The sequence below is a fragment of the Micromonospora sp. CA-248212 genome, from assembly GCF_050948405.1.
GTDB lineage: Bacteria > Actinomycetota > Actinomycetes > Mycobacteriales > Micromonosporaceae > Micromonospora.
Map to the genome: position 1 here is coordinate 7134601 of NZ_CP192023.1, position 16233 is coordinate 7150833.

At 72.6% G+C, this 16233-nt stretch carries 20 protein-coding genes; 15 read left to right on the forward strand and 5 right to left on the reverse strand.

Features of this window, described 5'->3' with window-relative positions; all coding sequences use genetic code 11:
- Nucleotides 1-66: 66 nt before the first annotated feature.
- The 6 genes from ACQP03_RS33625 to ACQP03_RS33650 all read left to right on the forward strand — a co-directional run bounded on the left by ACQP03_RS33625 (nucleotide 67) and on the right by ACQP03_RS33650 (nucleotide 5182).
- On the forward strand, nucleotides 67-981 hold the full coding sequence (locus ACQP03_RS33625) for an LCP family protein (RefSeq protein WP_357171779.1): 915 nt from the start codon (nucleotides 67-69) through the stop codon (nucleotides 979-981).
- A gap of 58 nt (nucleotides 982-1039) precedes the next feature.
- The gene (locus ACQP03_RS33630) at nucleotides 1040-1375 is read left to right on the forward strand and encodes a rhodanese-like domain-containing protein (protein WP_357131500.1); all 336 of its coding nucleotides are present in this window, start codon (nucleotides 1040-1042) and stop codon (nucleotides 1373-1375) included.
- Nucleotides 1376-1385: 10 nt separating this feature from the next.
- The gene (locus ACQP03_RS33635; RefSeq protein WP_357131497.1) at nucleotides 1386-2174 is read left to right on the forward strand and encodes a glycerophosphodiester phosphodiesterase; all 789 of its coding nucleotides are present in this window, start codon (nucleotides 1386-1388) and stop codon (nucleotides 2172-2174) included.
- A 116-nt stretch (nucleotides 2175-2290) separates the two neighbouring features.
- Entirely contained in the window at nucleotides 2291-3745 is a 1455-nt protein-coding gene (locus ACQP03_RS33640; protein WP_357131494.1) for a sensor histidine kinase, read from the forward strand.
- Between the two features lie 60 nt (nucleotides 3746-3805).
- On the forward strand, nucleotides 3806-4216 hold the full coding sequence (locus ACQP03_RS33645; RefSeq protein ID WP_433461242.1) for an ATP-binding protein: 411 nt from the start codon (nucleotides 3806-3808) through the stop codon (nucleotides 4214-4216).
- A gap of 78 nt (nucleotides 4217-4294) precedes the next feature.
- The gene (locus ACQP03_RS33650; RefSeq protein WP_433459715.1) at nucleotides 4295-5182 is read left to right on the forward strand and encodes a DUF5926 family protein; all 888 of its coding nucleotides are present in this window, start codon (nucleotides 4295-4297) and stop codon (nucleotides 5180-5182) included.
- Between the two features lie 31 nt (nucleotides 5183-5213).
- On the opposite strand, the gene ACQP03_RS33655 is transcribed toward ACQP03_RS33650, so the two are convergent.
- Nucleotides 5214-6443, reverse strand: coding sequence for an arginine deiminase (locus tag ACQP03_RS33655; RefSeq protein ID WP_357131487.1), 1230 nt, complete (start codon nucleotides 6441-6443; stop codon nucleotides 5214-5216).
- Between the two features lie 163 nt (nucleotides 6444-6606).
- On the opposite strand from ACQP03_RS33655, the gene ACQP03_RS33660 reads away from it, so the two are divergent.
- The 5 genes from ACQP03_RS33660 to pheA all read left to right on the forward strand — a co-directional run bounded on the left by ACQP03_RS33660 (nucleotide 6607) and on the right by pheA (nucleotide 10051).
- Nucleotides 6607-7347: a hypothetical protein gene (locus tag ACQP03_RS33660; RefSeq protein WP_357131483.1), complete on the forward strand. Its 741-nt coding sequence runs from the start codon at nucleotides 6607-6609 to the stop codon at nucleotides 7345-7347.
- 168 nt (nucleotides 7348-7515) lie between these two features.
- The gene (locus ACQP03_RS33665) at nucleotides 7516-7974 is read left to right on the forward strand and encodes a hypothetical protein (RefSeq protein ID WP_357131480.1); all 459 of its coding nucleotides are present in this window, start codon (nucleotides 7516-7518) and stop codon (nucleotides 7972-7974) included.
- A 75-nt stretch (nucleotides 7975-8049) separates the two neighbouring features.
- Nucleotides 8050-8439 carry an ACT domain-containing protein gene (locus ACQP03_RS33670; protein WP_357131477.1) on the forward strand — a complete coding sequence of 130 codons (390 nt, stop codon included), beginning with the start codon at nucleotides 8050-8052 and terminating at the stop codon, nucleotides 8437-8439.
- An 81-nt stretch (nucleotides 8440-8520) separates the two neighbouring features.
- Complete coding sequence (locus tag ACQP03_RS33675) at nucleotides 8521-9087, forward strand: hypothetical protein (protein WP_357171778.1); 567 nt, start codon at nucleotides 8521-8523, stop codon at nucleotides 9085-9087.
- Between the two features lie 10 nt (nucleotides 9088-9097).
- Nucleotides 9098-10051 carry a prephenate dehydratase gene (pheA, locus tag ACQP03_RS33680; protein ID WP_357131471.1) on the forward strand — a complete coding sequence of 318 codons (954 nt, stop codon included), beginning with the start codon at nucleotides 9098-9100 and terminating at the stop codon, nucleotides 10049-10051.
- A 64-nt stretch (nucleotides 10052-10115) separates the two neighbouring features.
- On the opposite strand, the gene ACQP03_RS33685 is transcribed toward pheA, so the two are convergent.
- The 3 genes from ACQP03_RS33685 to ACQP03_RS33695 form a co-directional block, all read right to left on the reverse strand.
- Nucleotides 10116-10838, reverse strand: coding sequence for an AIM24 family protein (locus ACQP03_RS33685; protein ID WP_357131467.1), 723 nt, complete (start codon nucleotides 10836-10838; stop codon nucleotides 10116-10118).
- 103 nt (nucleotides 10839-10941) lie between these two features.
- Nucleotides 10942-11289 (reverse strand): metallopeptidase family protein, encoded by a 348-nt coding sequence (locus ACQP03_RS33690; protein WP_357131815.1) that lies wholly within the window; start codon nucleotides 11287-11289, stop codon nucleotides 10942-10944.
- 93 nt (nucleotides 11290-11382) lie between these two features.
- Complete coding sequence (locus ACQP03_RS33695; RefSeq protein ID WP_355048644.1) at nucleotides 11383-11814, reverse strand: OsmC family protein; 432 nt, start codon at nucleotides 11812-11814, stop codon at nucleotides 11383-11385.
- Between the two features lie 186 nt (nucleotides 11815-12000).
- Between ACQP03_RS33695 and ACQP03_RS33700 the strand changes: the two genes are divergently transcribed.
- The 3 genes from ACQP03_RS33700 (at nucleotide 12001) to ACQP03_RS33710 (ending at nucleotide 14724) form a co-directional block, all read left to right on the forward strand.
- Nucleotides 12001-12744 carry a hypothetical protein gene (locus tag ACQP03_RS33700; RefSeq protein WP_357171777.1) on the forward strand — a complete coding sequence of 248 codons (744 nt, stop codon included), beginning with the start codon at nucleotides 12001-12003 and terminating at the stop codon, nucleotides 12742-12744.
- 346 nt (nucleotides 12745-13090) lie between these two features.
- Entirely contained in the window at nucleotides 13091-13912 is an 822-nt protein-coding gene (locus ACQP03_RS33705) for an HAD family hydrolase (protein WP_355048642.1), read from the forward strand.
- Nucleotides 13912-14724, forward strand: coding sequence for a Cof-type HAD-IIB family hydrolase (locus ACQP03_RS33710; protein ID WP_357131459.1), 813 nt, complete (start codon nucleotides 13912-13914; stop codon nucleotides 14722-14724). Before ACQP03_RS33705 ends, ACQP03_RS33710 begins: the two co-directional genes overlap by 1 nt.
- A gap of 4 nt (nucleotides 14725-14728) precedes the next feature.
- Here ACQP03_RS33710 and ACQP03_RS33715 read toward each other — a convergent pair whose 3' ends face one another.
- Nucleotides 14729-15319, reverse strand: a complete 591-nt coding sequence (locus ACQP03_RS33715; protein WP_357131456.1) for a bacterial proteasome activator family protein — start codon at nucleotides 15317-15319, stop codon at nucleotides 14729-14731.
- A gap of 85 nt (nucleotides 15320-15404) precedes the next feature.
- Between ACQP03_RS33715 and ACQP03_RS33720 the strand changes: the two genes are divergently transcribed.
- Nucleotides 15405-16202, forward strand: coding sequence for an alpha/beta hydrolase family protein (locus ACQP03_RS33720; protein WP_357171776.1), 798 nt, complete (start codon nucleotides 15405-15407; stop codon nucleotides 16200-16202).
- Nucleotides 16203-16233 lie beyond the last annotated feature (31 nt).

The following is a 16233-nucleotide window of genomic DNA, read 5'->3' on the forward strand; positions in this document are numbered from 1 at the left end:
GATCGCTGGCCACGCCTCCTGCTCGCCGTCGGACTGGCCCTAGTCCTGCTGGCCGGGCTCGCGGTGATGGGCCTCAAGACACTGACCCACCGGTACGACCGTACGGTCACCAAGGAGCAGTTGCTCGACGCCAACGCCCGAACCGACCGGACCGACCTGGACGGGGCGCTCAACTACCTGCTGATCGGCACCGACAAACGCGCCGGCGGCAGCGAGCCGGACCAGCGCTCCGACACCATCCTCATCGTGCACGTACCCGCCGGACGGCGTGCGGCGTACCTGGTCTCCATCCCGCGTGACCTGCTGGTCGCCATCCCACCGGCGAACGGCTTCGGCGGCGGCCCCGACAAGATCAACGCCGCGTACGAGCACGGTGGCGGCGGATCGGCCGGCGCCCGACTGCTCTCCACCACCCTGAACCGGCTCACCGGCATCCGGTTCGACGGCGCCGCCCTGATCGACTTCTCCGGTTTCCGGAAGGTGATCGACCTTTTGGGCGGGGTGCAGATGTGCGTCGACACCGAGGTGCGCTCGATCCACACCAACCGGGTCTTCCGGACCGGCTGCCAGCGGATGGACGGGGCACAGGCGCTGGACTACGTACGGCAGCGCTACGACCTGCCCGGGGGCGACTACGACCGGCAGCGCCACCAGCAGCAACTCCTGCGGGCGATGCTGGACAGCGCCGGCGACGCCGACCTGCGCAACAATCCGGTGAAGCTGGACCAGGTGCTCCGGGCGGTCGGCGGCTCGTTGACCGTCGACACCAACGGCGTACCCCTTGAGGATCTGCTCCTCGCGCTCCGCGCGCTGCCGCCCGACGGAATGCGCGGCGTCCAGGTGCCCTCGTCCCCGCAGACCATCGACCAGGTCTCGTACGTGGTGCTCGACAACGGCGGCAACGGGCTGTTCGAGGCGGTCCGGGGCACCCGCGTACCGGACTGGGCGCAGGCCAACCCGCGCTGGGTGACCCGGTTGTGACCGTGGCGACGGCCGGGTCGGTGCCGATCCGGCCCCCGAGGATCTAGTGTTGCTTCCTGTGTTCGGACCCCAGGTTCCCACCGTGCCCGTGACCGAGATCGCCGACGACACCTACCTGCTCGATGTGCGGGAGGCCGACGAATGGGCGGCCGGCCACGCCCCCACCGCCCACCACCTGCCGATGATGGAACTGCCCGCGCGGCTGGCCGAGGTGCCGACCGACCGGGACGTGGCCGTCATCTGCCGCTCCGGTGGACGATCCGCCCAGGTCGTCGCCTACCTGATCAACAACGGGTGGGGTCAGGTGCGCAACGCCGACGGCGGGATGCGCCAGTGGGCAGCGGTCGGCCGAGCAGTGGTCGACGCGAACGGGCAGCCCGGCCAGGTCATCTGAGGCGGCCGGGATGGGCGGGCCACTGGTCTTCGCGCACCGCGGCGCCTCGTACGACCTTCCGGAGCACACCCTCGCCGCGTACCTGCGCGCCCTCGACGAGGGCGCCGACGGGCTGGAGTGCGACGTCCGGCTGACCCGGGACGGTCATCTGGTCTGCGTACACGACCGGCGGCTGGACCGCACGAGCAACGGTCGCGGGCTGGTCAGCGCGCGAACTCTCGCCGAGTTGGACGCGCTGGACTTCGGCTCGTGGCATCCGGCCGGCGCGCCGAGCGGTGACCTGCCGCCGGACGAGTCGCACACCCGGCTGTTGACCCTGGCCCGGCTGCTCGACGCGGTGCTCGCCGCCGGGCGGCCCGTCCGGTTGCTCGTCGAGACGAAGCATCCGTCCCGCTTCGGCTCGTTGGTGGAGCGGCGGCTGGTCGACCTGCTGCGGCAGTACGGGCTGGTCGATCCGGCACCGGACGACCCGGTCCAGGTGACCGTCATGTCGTTCTCCCCGCTGGCCGTACGCCGGGTCCGGGAGTTGGCCCCGGCGCTGCCCACGGTGCTGCTGCTGGAGGTGCTTCCACCCTGGCTGCGGCTGGGCCGGCTGCCGTTCGGCGCCCGCATCGCCGGCCCGGGCATCGGCCTGCTCCGGGCCCGCCCCCACCTGCTGCCCGCGCTGCGCGCCGCCGGCAACCAGGTGTACGTCTGGACGGTCAACGAGCCGGCCGACGTGGAGCTGGTGCTGGCCGGGGAGGTGGACGGGATCATCACGGACCGACCGGCGCACGTGCTGGCCCGGCGGGACCGCTGAACGGGCCGCGACGCCGAGCCGGCCGTCCAGCGCGTCGACCGCCGGCAGCGCCTACGCCTACGCCCACCCGACAACCGGGGGTGCCGAAAGCCGGGCCGGCGGGGCAGACTCGGCACATGCCGGAGCGTATCGATTTTCCCGCTCTTCTCGCCGGCCACACCGTCGTGATCGAGATGATCAATGCGGGGGACGCGGGCCTGCCGGTCCTCACCCAACTCCTCCGGATGGCCCAACCGGCGCTGTCCGCGAGCGGAATGGCGTTCGTCGAGTTCGGTCCGACGGGCGGCCGGGTGATCGCGGCCACCGGCGCGGCGGAGTGGGCGCTCGGCCGCCCGCTCGCGGCGGACGACCCGGACACGGTCCGGCTGCTCTCCGGCCCCCGGGTGAGCCAGGTCCGGGTGACCGATCTGAGCGGCAAGCTCGCCGCCGAACTCGCCGGCAGCGGCCTGCACCGGATGGTGGTGTCCCGGGCCGAGATCGGCGGTCACACCGTCGGCAGCCTGCACGCCCTCTATCCGGGCGACGACGAGCCGGGCGCCGAGCAGCAGGGCGTCATCGCGTACCTCGCCTCGTGCGTCGCCCACATGTACGGCGACCAGAGCGGACTGCCGGTGCACGGCGACGGGCCGGTGGTGGCGGCGCTCGCCGACGGGCTGGCGGTGGTCGACCGGGACGGGCACGTCCGGCTGTGGAACCCGGCCGCCGTCCAGGTCACCGGCTGCACGACGGGCCAGGCCCTGAACCGGCCGTTGCCGCTGCCGCTGCCGCCTGCCGGCCAGGTTCGCGACCACCGGCTGCCGGACGGGCGCTGGCTGCGCATCACCTCCGGCGACCTGCCCGGCCCGGGCGCGCTGCGGGTGGTCACCTTCCGCGACATCACCGACCAGCAGCGCCGCGATCACGACCGGGAGCTGTTCGTCGCGGTGACCAGCCACGAGCTACGCACGCCGGTCACCGTCATCAAGGGGTACGCGGACACCCTCACCGACCACTGGGAGTCGCTGACCGACGGCGACCGACGGCAGGCCGCCCGGGTGATCGGGCAGCGCGCCAACGAGCTGGCCCGGTTGGTCGACCGGCTGCTCTCCTCGGCGGCCGAGACGGGGCCCGCGGACGAGCCGCCCACCCCGTTCGACCTCGGTGCGGCGCTGCGCGCGGCGGTCGTGGACCTGCCGGCGGAGCTGCGGCACCGGCTGACGCTCCGCCTGCCCGTCGACCTGCCCAAGGCGCTCGGCCACCGTCCCAGTTTGGCCACCGTCCTGACCGAGCTGGTGACCAACGCCGGCAAGTACTCGCCGCCGGGCTCCCCCATCGAGATCACGGCCGGGGTCGACGGTCAGTTGGTCGCGTTCCGGGTGAGCGACCGCGGCATCAGCATCCGGCCGGAGCACGTGGAACGGGCGTTCGACCGGTTCTGGCAGGGCGAGTCCGGTGACCGGCGCGGCTACCCCGGGGCGGGGCTGGGCCTCTATCTCGTCCGCCGGATCGTTGAACAGCAGAATGGATGGGTATCCCTACGTCCGAGGACCGACGGCGGTACGGTCGCAGAGGTGCGGCTACCGCGCGGTTGACCTGCGGGGCGCGACGTGGAGGCGACGGTGGCGACGGCGGCGAGGGATCGGGCGTGGTGCGTGGTGGTTCCCCACCACCCCGCCGGCGCACGACTGGCCCGGCATCGGCTCGCCGACGACCTGGCGGACGTCGTGCCCCCGGCGCTCGTCGCGGATCTGATCGCGGTGCTCGCCGAACTGGTGGGCAACTCGGTCCGGCACGCCCACCCGCTGCCCGGCGGCGTGGTCCGGGTGGCCTGGCGGCTGCGGCCGTCCGCCGACGGCCCACGGATCCAGTTGCGGGTGACCGACGGCGGCGCGGCCACCGGCCCACGGATCCGCACCGCCGGCCTCGACGCGGCGGACGGGCGGGGCCTGCACATCGTCGCCGGCCTGGCGACCCGCTGGGGTGTCGAGCGGGACGGTATGGGTCAGCGCGTCTGGGCGGAGTTCGACCCCACTCCCACCCCCGGCCTGGTGCCGGCCGGCTAACACCTTCATGATCAACTCGCGCTGGGTTGGGTGGGTCCGGGTCATGCCGGGGCCGGCGGGGCTCTAGGCTGTGACGCCGTGAGCAAGCGTCGAAAGAGCCAGCGAGCAGCCACCGACACCACTCCCCGTCGGGACAAGGTGCGGGACGTCTTCGTGCCGCGTCCCTTCGAGGGCCTGGTCGACGAGCCCGAGTGGATCGCGCTGCGCGAGCTGGTGCCCGCCGCGTCCGCCCCGCTGCGCCTGGCGCCCGCCCTGGTCGAGGAGTTCGGCGACCGGTCGGCGACCCTGGCCACGGTGCTGCCGATGGCCGCGCCGGCGGTGAGCAAGCCGGACGGCCAGGTGCTCATCGGTCTACAGCGTCACCAGCAGTCCGGCGATGTCTCCCGGGACCTGGCCGAGGCGCTCCTCAGCGCGCTGCGCACCGAGCCGGGCGGCCAGGTTTCCGTGCCGCCGCTGCCCGGCCCCGGGCCGCGACTTCAGGACATCCTCGTGGACGGCCCGCTGGAGATCAGCATGCACGACGGGTTCGAGTTCTGGCTCGATCCCGGCGCGACCGATGACCCGAGCGTCCAGGCGTCCCTGGAGCGGGCGAACGCCGCCATCTACCCGACGGTGCGGATGACCTCCGCGAAGGCCGCGTACTGGTGCCGGGTCCCCGAGAAGGCGCACGTGCGCTGGGTGCTGCCGGACGACGAGGACGCCGCCCTCGACGCGCTGGCCCGGCTCGGCGCGGCCGGCACGCTGACGCTCGGCGACCAGACCAAGTTCGCCGGGATGTTCCGCGCCCACGGCCGGCTCGTACCCGTCTGGGACCTGCCCGAGGAGACGCCGGCGAGCGAGTGGGAGGACCCGGTGGCGCAGTTCGCCAAGCGGTACGTGGAGGCTCTCGCCAGCACCGAGGTGTTGGACGCCGCCGGCCGGCGGGCCCGCCAGGGGTTGCTCGGCCGACAGCTCACCCTGCGCTGAGGCGTTGTTAGGAAGGGCCCCTTGCTATGCACTAGGCGTTAGCAGGGGGCCCTTCCTTCAGGGGGGCGCGGACGATCGGGCAGGACATGCAGCGCGGGCCGCCCCGGCCGGAGCCCAACTCTGAACCGGCGATCGGGATGATCTCGATGCCGGCCCGCTCCAACTGCGCGTTGGTCTCCGTGTTGCGCTCATAACCGACGCACAGCCGGGGCGCGAGGGCGAGGGTGTTGTTGCCGTCGTCCCACTGTTCGCGTTCCGCGGTCACCGGGTCCAGGCCGGTGTCGATGACCCGCAGCTGGTCCAGGTCCATCGCGTCGGCGGCGGCTCGCAGGAAGGGCGCCGGGCCGTCCACCCGTGGGTCCTCGCCGTCCGCGCCGGCGATGACGGTGTACGCCGAGAGCGTGCTGGCGATGTTCGGATACATCAGGACGGCGTCGACGTCGACCATCGTGCAGACGGTGTCCAGGTGCATCGTGGCGCGTTTCTGGGCGATCGGCACCACCAGGATGGTGTGGGCCAGGCCGGCGGCGAAGACCTGCCGGCCGAGGCGTTCCGCGCCCGCCGGGGTGGTCCGCTCACCCACGCCGACCGCCAGCACGCCGGGTGCGAGCAGCAGCACGTCCCCGCCCTCCAGGTGTTCCAGGTCGGGGCGGTAGACGAACTCGGTGCCGGCGAACCGGGGGTGGTGCCGGTAGATGGCGTCGGTCAGGGTGGTCTCCCGGCGGCGGGCCGGCATGGCGAGGCTGGTGACGCCGACCCGGTCGCCGATCCACAGCGACGAGTCCCGGGTGAAGAGCAGGTTGGGCAGCGGGTCGATGACGAAGTCGTGCCGGTCCATCAGGGTGTAGACGAGCCCGCCCGGCCGCTCCGAGCTGATCCGCAGCTCCTCGTGGGCCAGCCCGGCGGTCAGCACGTCGGCCAGCGCGGCCGGGTCCAGGTAGGCGAGGTGGTCGGCGACCCGGGCGCGGAGCGTGTCGCCGAGGCGGCGCGAGCGCAGCACCTGCTCGGTCAGTTCGGCGCGGGCGTCCGCGACGGCCAGCGCCTCGGCCAGCAGGGTGGCCAGGTAGAGCACCTCGACCCCGCGCTCGCGCAGCGCCGCCGCGAAGGCGTCGTGCTCCTCCTGCGCGCGGCCGACCCAGGGGATCGCGTCGAACAGGAGCGAGTCGTTGTTGCGCGGGGTGAGCCGGGCCAGCTCCGGGCCGGGCCGGTGCAGCAGGACGGTGCCGAGCCGGCCGACTTCACTGTCGACGTAGTGGGTCACTCCCGCAGCGTAGGGCAGGGTTTGGCGGCATCCGAGAAAAGAACTGTGGATGAATATGGCATTCATCCACAGTCACTCCGGCGTTCCGGCTTGCCGAACACCCACAGTGGCAACGTAGGGTAGTGAGGACATAACTTCGAGGGACCTTTTGCCGGAGGTCGCGATGACTGTCTTTCCCGCACGACGAGCCGTACCGACCGCACGGGCACTGCCGCCCATCGCGGTTCCCCACCCCCGCGTCGAGGCGCCGGGGGCTCTCGAACCGATCCGCCCCACACCGCTCGAGTGGGCCCGACGCCGCCGTGCCGAGCGAGGCGCCCGTCGGCTGGAGGCGGCCGGCGCGCGGGCACTCGGTCAACTCGACCACCTCGGGCCGTCCTGGCACGTCATCGAGTGGCCCCGCACCGACGTGGCGGACGTCCTGCTCGACCGCGCGCAGGACGACCGCGCCGGTTTCCTCGCCATCGGGCCGAGCGGCCTGTTCGCGGTGACCATCGCCGACCACGGCCGGGCCCGGGTGCTCGTCGCCGGGGACGTCGTACAGATCAACGGGAAGCGGCCCCCGTACGTGACCGAGGCCCGCCGGGACGCCAAGCGGGCCAGCAAGGCCCTCTCCGACGCGGTGGGGCTGACCATCCCGGTGACGCCCGTGCTGACCTTCGTGGGTTCCGGCGTGATCAGCGTCTACGGCCTCCCGAAGGACTGCCTGATGGCCACCCACCGGGAGCTGGACCGGCTTCTCGTGGCCGGTGGCAACCGGATCAGCCCGACCACGGCCGAGAAGCTGGCACGGGTGGCACAGCACCCGAGCACCTGGCTGAACGGCACGTACCGTCCATCGGCCGACTACCGGTGGTACGAGGAGGGCCGAACGGCCGCTGACAAGGCGGCCCACCGCCGGTAACGTCACCGGCGACGCCACGCGGCCCCGGTCCCCCACCTACCCACCGGCTCCCGCGCCGTCGCCGGCCGCCCGGGAGTTCTCCGCTGCGGCGCGGTGACCCGGCTCGCTCGGTGAATCCGTCGTTGACCGGCTAGCGTGGACAGTCCGTCGTTGTACATAGGAGGCGCGGTGGCCCACGTCGAACTCTCGCTCTCAGAAGTGTTCGTGCCCTCGGCCCGAGCCTCGACAGAGTCTGAGTTCGACAATGTCGGCCAGTGGTCCTCGACCGTCGGGCGGGCGGACGAGCCCTGCCTGCTGATCGACGCCGACACCCGGGTGGTGGCCATCTCCACCGCCGGCTGCGCGCTGCTCTGCCTGGGCGAGCCCGCCGGCCTGATCGGGCGTCCACTGCTCGACGGCGGCCTTCGCCTGCTCGACTTCACCGCGAACCGGGGCGAGCTGACCGAGGCCGAGATCGACAAGATTCCGCCCCTGCTGGCGCTCTCCTCCGGCCGGCTCGCCCGGGGCCTGCTGCGGGTGCAGGCCGCCTCCGGCGGGGGGCCTGACGCGACGGTCGACGCGATCTCCACGCCGGTGCTCTCCGACGGCGCCGTCGCGGGCTCGCTCACCTTCTTCTCCGAGGTCTGACCTGCGGCGCGATGTGGTGTTCGCCGCACGCGGCGATGCCCAGATGGGCTCGGTTCCACGCCGTAGGGTGCCCTCATGCTCGATATCACTCTGCTGCCGGGGGAGTACGCCGTGTGCCGGCTCGGTGGCGGCACCGCCCTGCCGGACGAGTTGTCGAGCGGGCTGGGTCGCGCCGACGTGGTCACGGTGAGCTGGACCGCCGACGGGATCTCGGTGATCTGCCCGGCCGATCGGTTGCCCGACGAGGCCGTGGTGGAGACCATCTGGCGCTGCCTTCGCGTCGCCGGTCCGGCGGGCATGGACGGCACCGGCACGCTCGCGGCGCTCGTGGACCCACTCGCCGCGGCCCGGGTCAGCGTGGTCACCTTCTCCACCTTCGACACCGACTACGTGCTGCTGCCGGCCGTCCGACTGACCGAGGGCACAACCGCGTTGGAGCGCGCCGGACACCGCGTCCTCGGCTGAGCTTCACCCGGCCGACCGCTCGCCCTACGATGGGCTCGGCCACCCGGCCGCGACGTATCCCGATGTCCCGAGGACCGGCCCGTGCCGTTCAGCCCACCCCGCCACCCGTCTGCCCCCACCGCGCCCGCGTGGGCGGCGCTGCTGGCGCTCCTCACCATCGGAGCGCTGACCGGCTGCGGAGCACCTCCGGAACTGCGTGACCCGACCGGCGTGCCCACCGGGGCCGGCAGCCCCAGGCCGTCGGGCCCGACCGGCGTCGCGACCGGCACGCCCTCGACCGCGCCGACCGCACCGCCGCCCGCCACCCACGCGGCCACTCCGGAGCCCGGCCTGGTGGCGACGACCTGCCGGAACGGGCCGACCGGGCAGCGGGTGGTGCAGTTGCTGCAGGGACGGGCCTCGGTGCTCCCGGACAACGTCCGGGTCCGGGTCCGCACCGGCCCGTTGTGCGCCGGGGACTGGCAGTACACCGTGCTGGAGGTGACCGGGCACGAGGAGCTTCAGGTCGTCACCCAGGGCGGGCCGACGGCTCTGCAACTGGTCACGGCCGGCACCGACGTGTGCACCATCGAGGTCCGGGCCACCGGGCCGGCCGGAATCCGTACGCTCGCCTGCGATCCATCTCCAGCGGTCGGACCGGGTGCGTAGTCTGGGCGGCATGCCCGGAACACCGCCTACGCGCTACGTGTACCTCGGCCCCGAGGGCACCTTCGCCGAGCAGGCCCTGCGCACCATCCCGGCAGCCGAACACGGCTCCCGTACGCCGGCTCGCAGCGTCGGGGAGGCGCTCGACAGCATCCGGGCCGCAGAGGCCGACGCGGCGCTCGTACCGCTGGAGAACTCGATCGGCGGGGCGGTCGGCGTCACCCTCGACGAGATCGTCGAGGGTGCGCCGCTGGTGATCACCCGCGAGGTGGTCCTGCCGGTGGAGTTCGTGCTCGCCGCGCGTACAGGCACCGCGCTGTCGACGGTCCGCTCCATCGCGGCACACCCGCAGGCGTCCACCCAGTGCCGCGGCTGGCTGCGTGACCACCTGCCCGATGCGACGGTCGTCGATGTCCTCTCCAACGGCGCGGCGGCGGCCGGCGCCGGGTCCGGCGAGTACGACGCGGCGATCTGCGCGCCCATCGGGGCGGCCCGGCACCGGCTCACGCTGCTCGCCGAGAAGATCGCCGACCACCCCGACGCGGTGACCCGGTTCGTGCTGGTCTCCCGTCCCGGGCCACCCCCACCGCCGAGTGGCGACGACCTCACCTCACTGGCCGTCTACATCGCTCACGACCGGGTGGGCGCGCTGCTGTCGGTGCTGGTCGAGCTGGCCGTACGCGGGGTGAACCTGACCCGGATCGAGTCCCGCCCGACCGGTGAGGCGCTGGGCCGGTACGTCTTCTTCCTCGACTGCACCGGGCACGTGGCCGACGTACGCCTGGGTGAGGCGTTGCAGGGGCTGCGCCGGGTGTGCGCGGAGGTCCGTTTCCTCGGGTCCTATCCCCGACACCGTTGGGTCGAGGCCGGCGAGCGGCGGGTGCCCGCGCCGGCCGGCCTGTCGGACGTCGACTACGCCGACGCGGCGGCCTGGCTGGCCCGGCTGCGCACCGGCGAGATGAGCTGACCGGGCCGAGCGCCGAGGCCCTGGGGGTGGGGTGCTCCGGAGCGCGCCCCACCCGGATCGGCGCTCAGCTCAGCAGACCGCCGAGCAGGCCACCCTCCTGCTGCTGCTGACCACTGCCCATGACGGGCGGCTCCTCGGACGGCTGCACCACGACGAAGCCCTGACCGGCGAAGCTCATGGTGAACGACTCGCCGGTGCGTCGACCGAGCAGCGTGCCGAGACCGAGCTGCTCGGCTCGGTGGTAGCCGGTCTGGAGGTTGGCCGACCAGCAGACGGCCGCCTGCGGGTCGACGTACGTCGGGGCGTCCACGTTGAGCACCACGGGAGTGCCCTTGGTCGTGATGGCGATCCGGCCGTACCCGCTGAACACGCAGTTGAACAGCCCGGACGAGGAGGCCATGCCGGCGCCGCCGACCATCCTGATGTCGTACTGCAGGGTCGAGTCGAAGGCGAGCACGCTGGAACCGTTGATGGAGAGCGCGTCGCCCGGCTCCAGGTCGATGATGTGGACGTCCTTGGCCAGCTCGGCGAGGAAGACGTCACCCTGGCCGGTGACCTTCATCAGGGGGACGCCCTCGCCGGTGAGCTTCTGCTTGAGGAACTTGCCGAGGCCGCCCGAGCCCAGCGCCTGGAACTGCACGTTGCCCTGGTAGGCGACCATCGAGCCGACCCGGGCCATCGCCTCGCCGTTGAGCTCGATCTTCAACATCTTGGAGTTCTGCAGACGCATGCCCGCCTGCGCCGACTCCTTCTCCAGATTCTCGGACGAGAACAGCTCGCTGCGCATGAAAGGTTCCTCCTGAAATGGTCGCGGTCGCTGCATCGACCGTAGGTGACCACGGCAACCGGAGGCGATCGGTTCAGCGGCGCGCGGACGGTGGGCTCGCGCGTCAGCCCCAGCCCAGGGCGTGCAGCCGCTCGTCGTCGATGCCGAAGTGGTGGGCGATCTCGTGCACCACTGTCACCGCCACCTCGTCGACGACGTCCTCGTCGTTGTCGCAGATCCGCAGGATCGGGTGGCGGTAGATGAAGATCCGGTCCGGCAGTACGCCGGAGTAGTCCCAGCCCCGGTTGGTGAGCGCGTGCCCCTCGTAGAGGCCGAGCAGGTCGGACTCACCCGGCGGTGGGTCGTCCTCGACGAGGATCACCACGTTGTTCATCAGGCCGAGAAGCCCTTCGGGCACCTCGTCGAGCGCGTCAGCGACCAGCTCCTCGAAGCGCTCGCGGGTCATCTCCACCGGCACGACGTTCATTCTGCCCGACGCGGGACCGATCGGCCGGGTCGCGCTCGGCGACCCGGGCCGTGGTCCACGTGTGTGCGGGTCGCCGGGTCAGGCGGCCAGGCGGGCGGTGAGGGTGATCTCGGCACCCGGCGAGAGCAGGCGGGAGATCGGGCAGTTGGCCTTGGCGGCCTCGGCGAGCTTCTGGAACTCCGCCTCGTCGACCCCGGGCACCTGGCCGACGGTCTCGAGGTCGATCCGGGTCACGCTGAACCCGGCGTCGGTCTTGTCCAGGTGGACCTTGGCGGTGGTCTCGACCGAGGTGGGCGTGGTGCCGGCGTCGGCGAGGGCCTTCGAGAACGCCATCGAGAAGCAGCCCGCGTGCGCGGCGGCGATCAGCTCCTCGGGGTTGGTGCCCTCGCCCTCCTCGAAGCGCGACTTGAAGGAGTAGTTGCCGGACAGGCCGCCCTTACCGGTGCGGACGGTGCCGGAACCCTCGGTGAGATTGCCCTGCCATTGTGCGGAAGCGGTACGGATAGGCATGTTGAGAACGCTAGCGGATACCTGACCTGCGGGCGACCGGCCGGCACCGAGGACCGCCCTGCGATTCCCGTCACCGTGATCGGCGGCGCGGCGGACGTGGGCGGGCGCGCGGTGTCGACGGCAGCGCCGCGACCGAGGGCTGTGCCATGATTCGACGCAGGCCCGTGACCGGCGGAGGGATGGCCGATGCCCGAGGATCTGCCCGTTCCGCGGCAGGGAGACTCGCCCGACGCGCCGGCTGTGATCGAGTGGGGCGCCGACGAGCCCGCGCGGACACGCCGGTTCGGTAATCCCCTGGTCGGCCTGACCCGTGACCCTCGTCTGCCGCTGCTGCTGGCCGGCCTCGGCGCGGTCGCCGGGATCGCGTCGATGATCGGCGAGTGGCTGCTGACGACCGTGCCGAGCGGCGGGGCCGAGGGGCCCAACACGATCGAGGTGCGGGCCAGCGTGTCCGAGATCGGCGGCTTCGGGGTCGCCTATCTCGCCGGCCTGCTCGGCCTGGCCTGCGCCGTGGCCCTGGCGCTGGGGGGCACGGCGGCGGTCCGTGCGAACGCGCGGCTGGTCGGGCTCACGCTGGCCGGCGCGCTCCTGGCGTTGCTGGTCGCCGCTACCGCGACGCTCCACGACACCGGGGAGCGGGCCCTTCTCTACTCGCCCGAGGAAGAGTTCCGGGTCGAGTACGGCCGCGGTCTCGTGCTGGCGTTCGTCGCGTGCGTCCTCTTCGCCGCCGCCCTGCGACTGGCCGGGGCCGTACCGGCCGACGCGTCCGCCGGGCCGGCTGACGACGATGCCCCGGCCGCCGACGTACCCGCGATGCGCTCCTGGCGTCGCCGCCCGGACCCGGGGCCACTCGACGACGGCCTACCCGCCCCCGCCGATCTGACGGTGGAACCGGCCACCCCCTTCGCCCGCCCCGAAAACCCCACCTAACCCCACCCCCACCCCCGCGCCCCGTCCCCGCGCCCCGCGCCCGCGCCCGCGCCCGCGCCGATCTTGCGATTTCTGTCCTCACATAAGGCGCATAAGTCGACAAATCAGCAACCGAAAGTGCAAGATCGGCGAGGCGAGGGCGGGGCGAGAGGCGCGGGCGCGGGAACGGGGCGCGAGAGGCGCGGGCGGGGTTGGACACCTGGCGGGTGCCGCGCGTTGGTGCCCGATTCGCCGGGAAGCCATGGTTGCGACCCTTTCGGCGAGGTACGGTTGCTGCCCGCCGTCACGCCGGGTCTCGACCAGGACCGCACGGCTGGCTGCGACGGCGGTGGGCGAAGGAGGAACGATGACCCGCCCGGGACTGCCCAAGCTGATCGCGACCGACCTCGACGGAACCCTCGTCCGCAGCGACGACACCGTCTCCGCGTACACCCACGGGGTGCTCGACCGGGTGCGGGCCGCCGGTATTCCGGTGGTCGGCGCGACCGGACGCGGCCCTCGCCTGACCGAGCTGACCCGCAACGACATCCGCGCCGCCGACTTCCTGGTGATGGCCGGCGGCGGACGTGTGGTCGACCAGAGCGACCCGGCCGGCCCGGTGGTGCTCCGCGACGAGCGCCTGCCCGCCGAGGTGCTGGCCCGGTTGCTCGCCGACCTGGAGGCCGAGGTCGGCCCGCTGACCGTGATGGTCGAGGCGTCCGACGAGCACGACGCCCCGCTCTGGGGTGACTACCACCCGAGCTGGCCCTACCAGGACCGGTTCGAGGCGCGCACCCGCGACGAGTGCCTCTCCTGCGACGTGCTCAAGGCGTTCGCCAGAACCGCCGACCACCACGTGGACGAACTGCTGGCGGTGGCCCGCCGGATCGTCGAGCCGCAGGTCGCCACGCTCACCCAGGCCGGGCTCGGTTTCATCGAGATCTGCCCGCCCGGGGTGGACAAGGCGACCGGGCTGACCGTCGTGGCGCAGACGCTCGGGGTCGACCCGGCCGACGTGCTGGTCTTCGGCGACATGCCCAACGACCTGCCGATGTTCGAGTGGGCCGGCTGGTCGCGGGTGGCGGTCGCCAACGCTCACCCCGACGTCCGCGCGGCCGCCGACGAGGTGACCCTGCGCAATGATGACGACGGAGTGGCGGTGTATCTGGACCGACTACTCTCCCGATGATGGGAGAGACACCCCGGCTGGTAGCCACGGACATCGACGGCACGCTGATCCGCGACGACCACACGGTCAGCCCGCACACCGCCGACGTGCTCGCGCGGATCTCCGCGCGAGGCACGCCGGTCGTGCTGGTCACCGGCCGCCCGGTCCGCTGGCTCAAGATGGTGTACGACCAGCTGACCGAGCCTCTGCCGGCGGTCTGCGCCAACGGCGCCGTGGTCTACGACCCGGTCAACGACGAGGTGTTACGGGCCGACCCGCTCGCGCCACAGCATCTGGTGGAGGTGGCCCGGCGGCTGCGCGCCGAGGTGCCCGGCATCAGCTTCGCCGTGGAGATCCTGGACAGCCGGGAGATGCGTCACGAGGCGGACTACCCGCTGCGCTGGGATGCCGACGCCGACGCCATCCGGCCGATCGAGACGCCGGAGGAGTTGCTCTCCGTGCCGGCGGTGAAGCTCCTCGCCCGGGCCGGCGAGCAGGACCCGGACGCGTTCGCGGCGCTGATCGCCAGGGCGCTGCAAGGGCTGGCCGAGGCGACGCACTCGTCGTCCTCGGGGCTGGTGGAGATCTCCGCGGCCGGGGTGACCAAGGCGGCCGGGCTCGACTGGTACTGCGACCGGCTCGGCGTGGCCGCGGCGGACGTGGTCGCCTTCGGCGACATGCCGAACGACGTACCGATGCTGAGCTGGGCGGGGCGCGGCGTGGCGGTGGCCAACGCGCACCCCGCCGTCCTCGCGGTCGCCGACGAGGTGACCGGCTCGAACTCCGACGACGGCGTGGCCGCGTACCTGGAGAAGGTGTTCGGGGTCCAGTGACCGGTCAGAGGTACTGGCCGGTGTTGTGACCCTCACCGCCGCCGGGCTGGCCGATGCCCGGCATGCCCGGGACGACCCCACCGGGGCCGCTGGGCAGCGCCTGCCGGCCGCCGCGCATCTGCTCAAGCTGAACCCGGGCGGCCATCTGCTGGGCGACCAGGGCGGCCTGGATGCCGTGGAACAGGCCCTCCAACCAGCCGACGAGCTGGGCGTGCGCGATGCGCAGCTCGCTCTCGCTGGGCGCCTTGTCCTCGGTGAAGGGCAGCGAGATCCGCTCCAACTCGTCGCGCAGCTCGGGCGCGAGACCTTCCTTCAGCTCGACGATCGAGCGTTCGTGGATCTCCCGCATCCGGTGCCGGCTGGCGTCGTCCAGCGGAGCGGCCTTGACCTCCTCCAGCAGCTGCTTGATCATGCTGCCGATCCGCATCACCTTGGCCGGCTGCTCGACCAGGCGGGTCGGATCCTCACCCTGACCCTCCTCGGTCTGCACGGTGCCGATCGGCCGCCCGTCCGGACCGACCACCACCACGGTGCCGGAGTGGCCGGAGTCGTCGGGGCCGGGCTGGTCGTTCTGCTCAGCGGTCATGGGGTCCATTTTTACCCAGGAGGTCCGGCCCACGCCGCCCGGGACCGACTCCCCTGGACCGAACCACCCGGGCGGGGCGCGCTACCGTCGCGCCATGTCTGCCGACCCACGCGCCGTGCTGACCCGGCCGGCGCCCGCGCCGGACCGGACGGTGGCGTACGGCGACCACCCCGACCAGGTCGCCGACCTTCGCCGCCCAGCCGGTTCCGGGCCGGCCCGGCCGCTGGTCGTCGTGGTGCACGGGGGCTTCTGGCGGGCCGAGTACGACCGGCGGCACACCGGACCGCTGGCCGCCGCGCTCGCGGCCGACGGGTACCCGGTGGCGCAACTGGAGTACCGACGTACCGGGCAACCGAGTGGTGGCTGGCCGGGCACGTTGACGGACGCCCTCGCCGGGATCGCGGCGCTGCCGGCGCTGGTCGCGCCGGCGCTGCCCGGTCGGGTGAGCGGGGCCCCGCCGATCCTGATCGGTCATTCCGCCGGTGGCCACCTGGCGTTGTACGCGGCGGCCACCGCGCCGTCGACGGTGGGTGGGGTGCTGGCCCTGGCCCCGGTGGCCGATCTCGCCGAGGCGTACCGGCTGGACCTGGACTCCGGTGCGGTCGCCGCGCTGCTCGGCGGCGGTCCGGGGGATGCGCCGGACCGGTACGCGGCAGCCGATCCACGATCATTGGTACCGATGCCAACACGCACGGTAGTGATGCACGGCTCACTGGACGAACAGGTGCCGGTCTCGATGAGCCGGGACTTCGTGGTGGCAGCTCGTACCGTGGGATCCGATATTTCCCTTGTCGAGCTGCCCGAATGCGAGCATTTCGGGCTGATCGATCCGGAGTCCTCGGCCTGGCCCCGAGTGCTCGATGCATTGCGGTCCCTGCACGATGATCACTAGCCATTGACGCAGCGTCGCCGAGCAGGTAGAA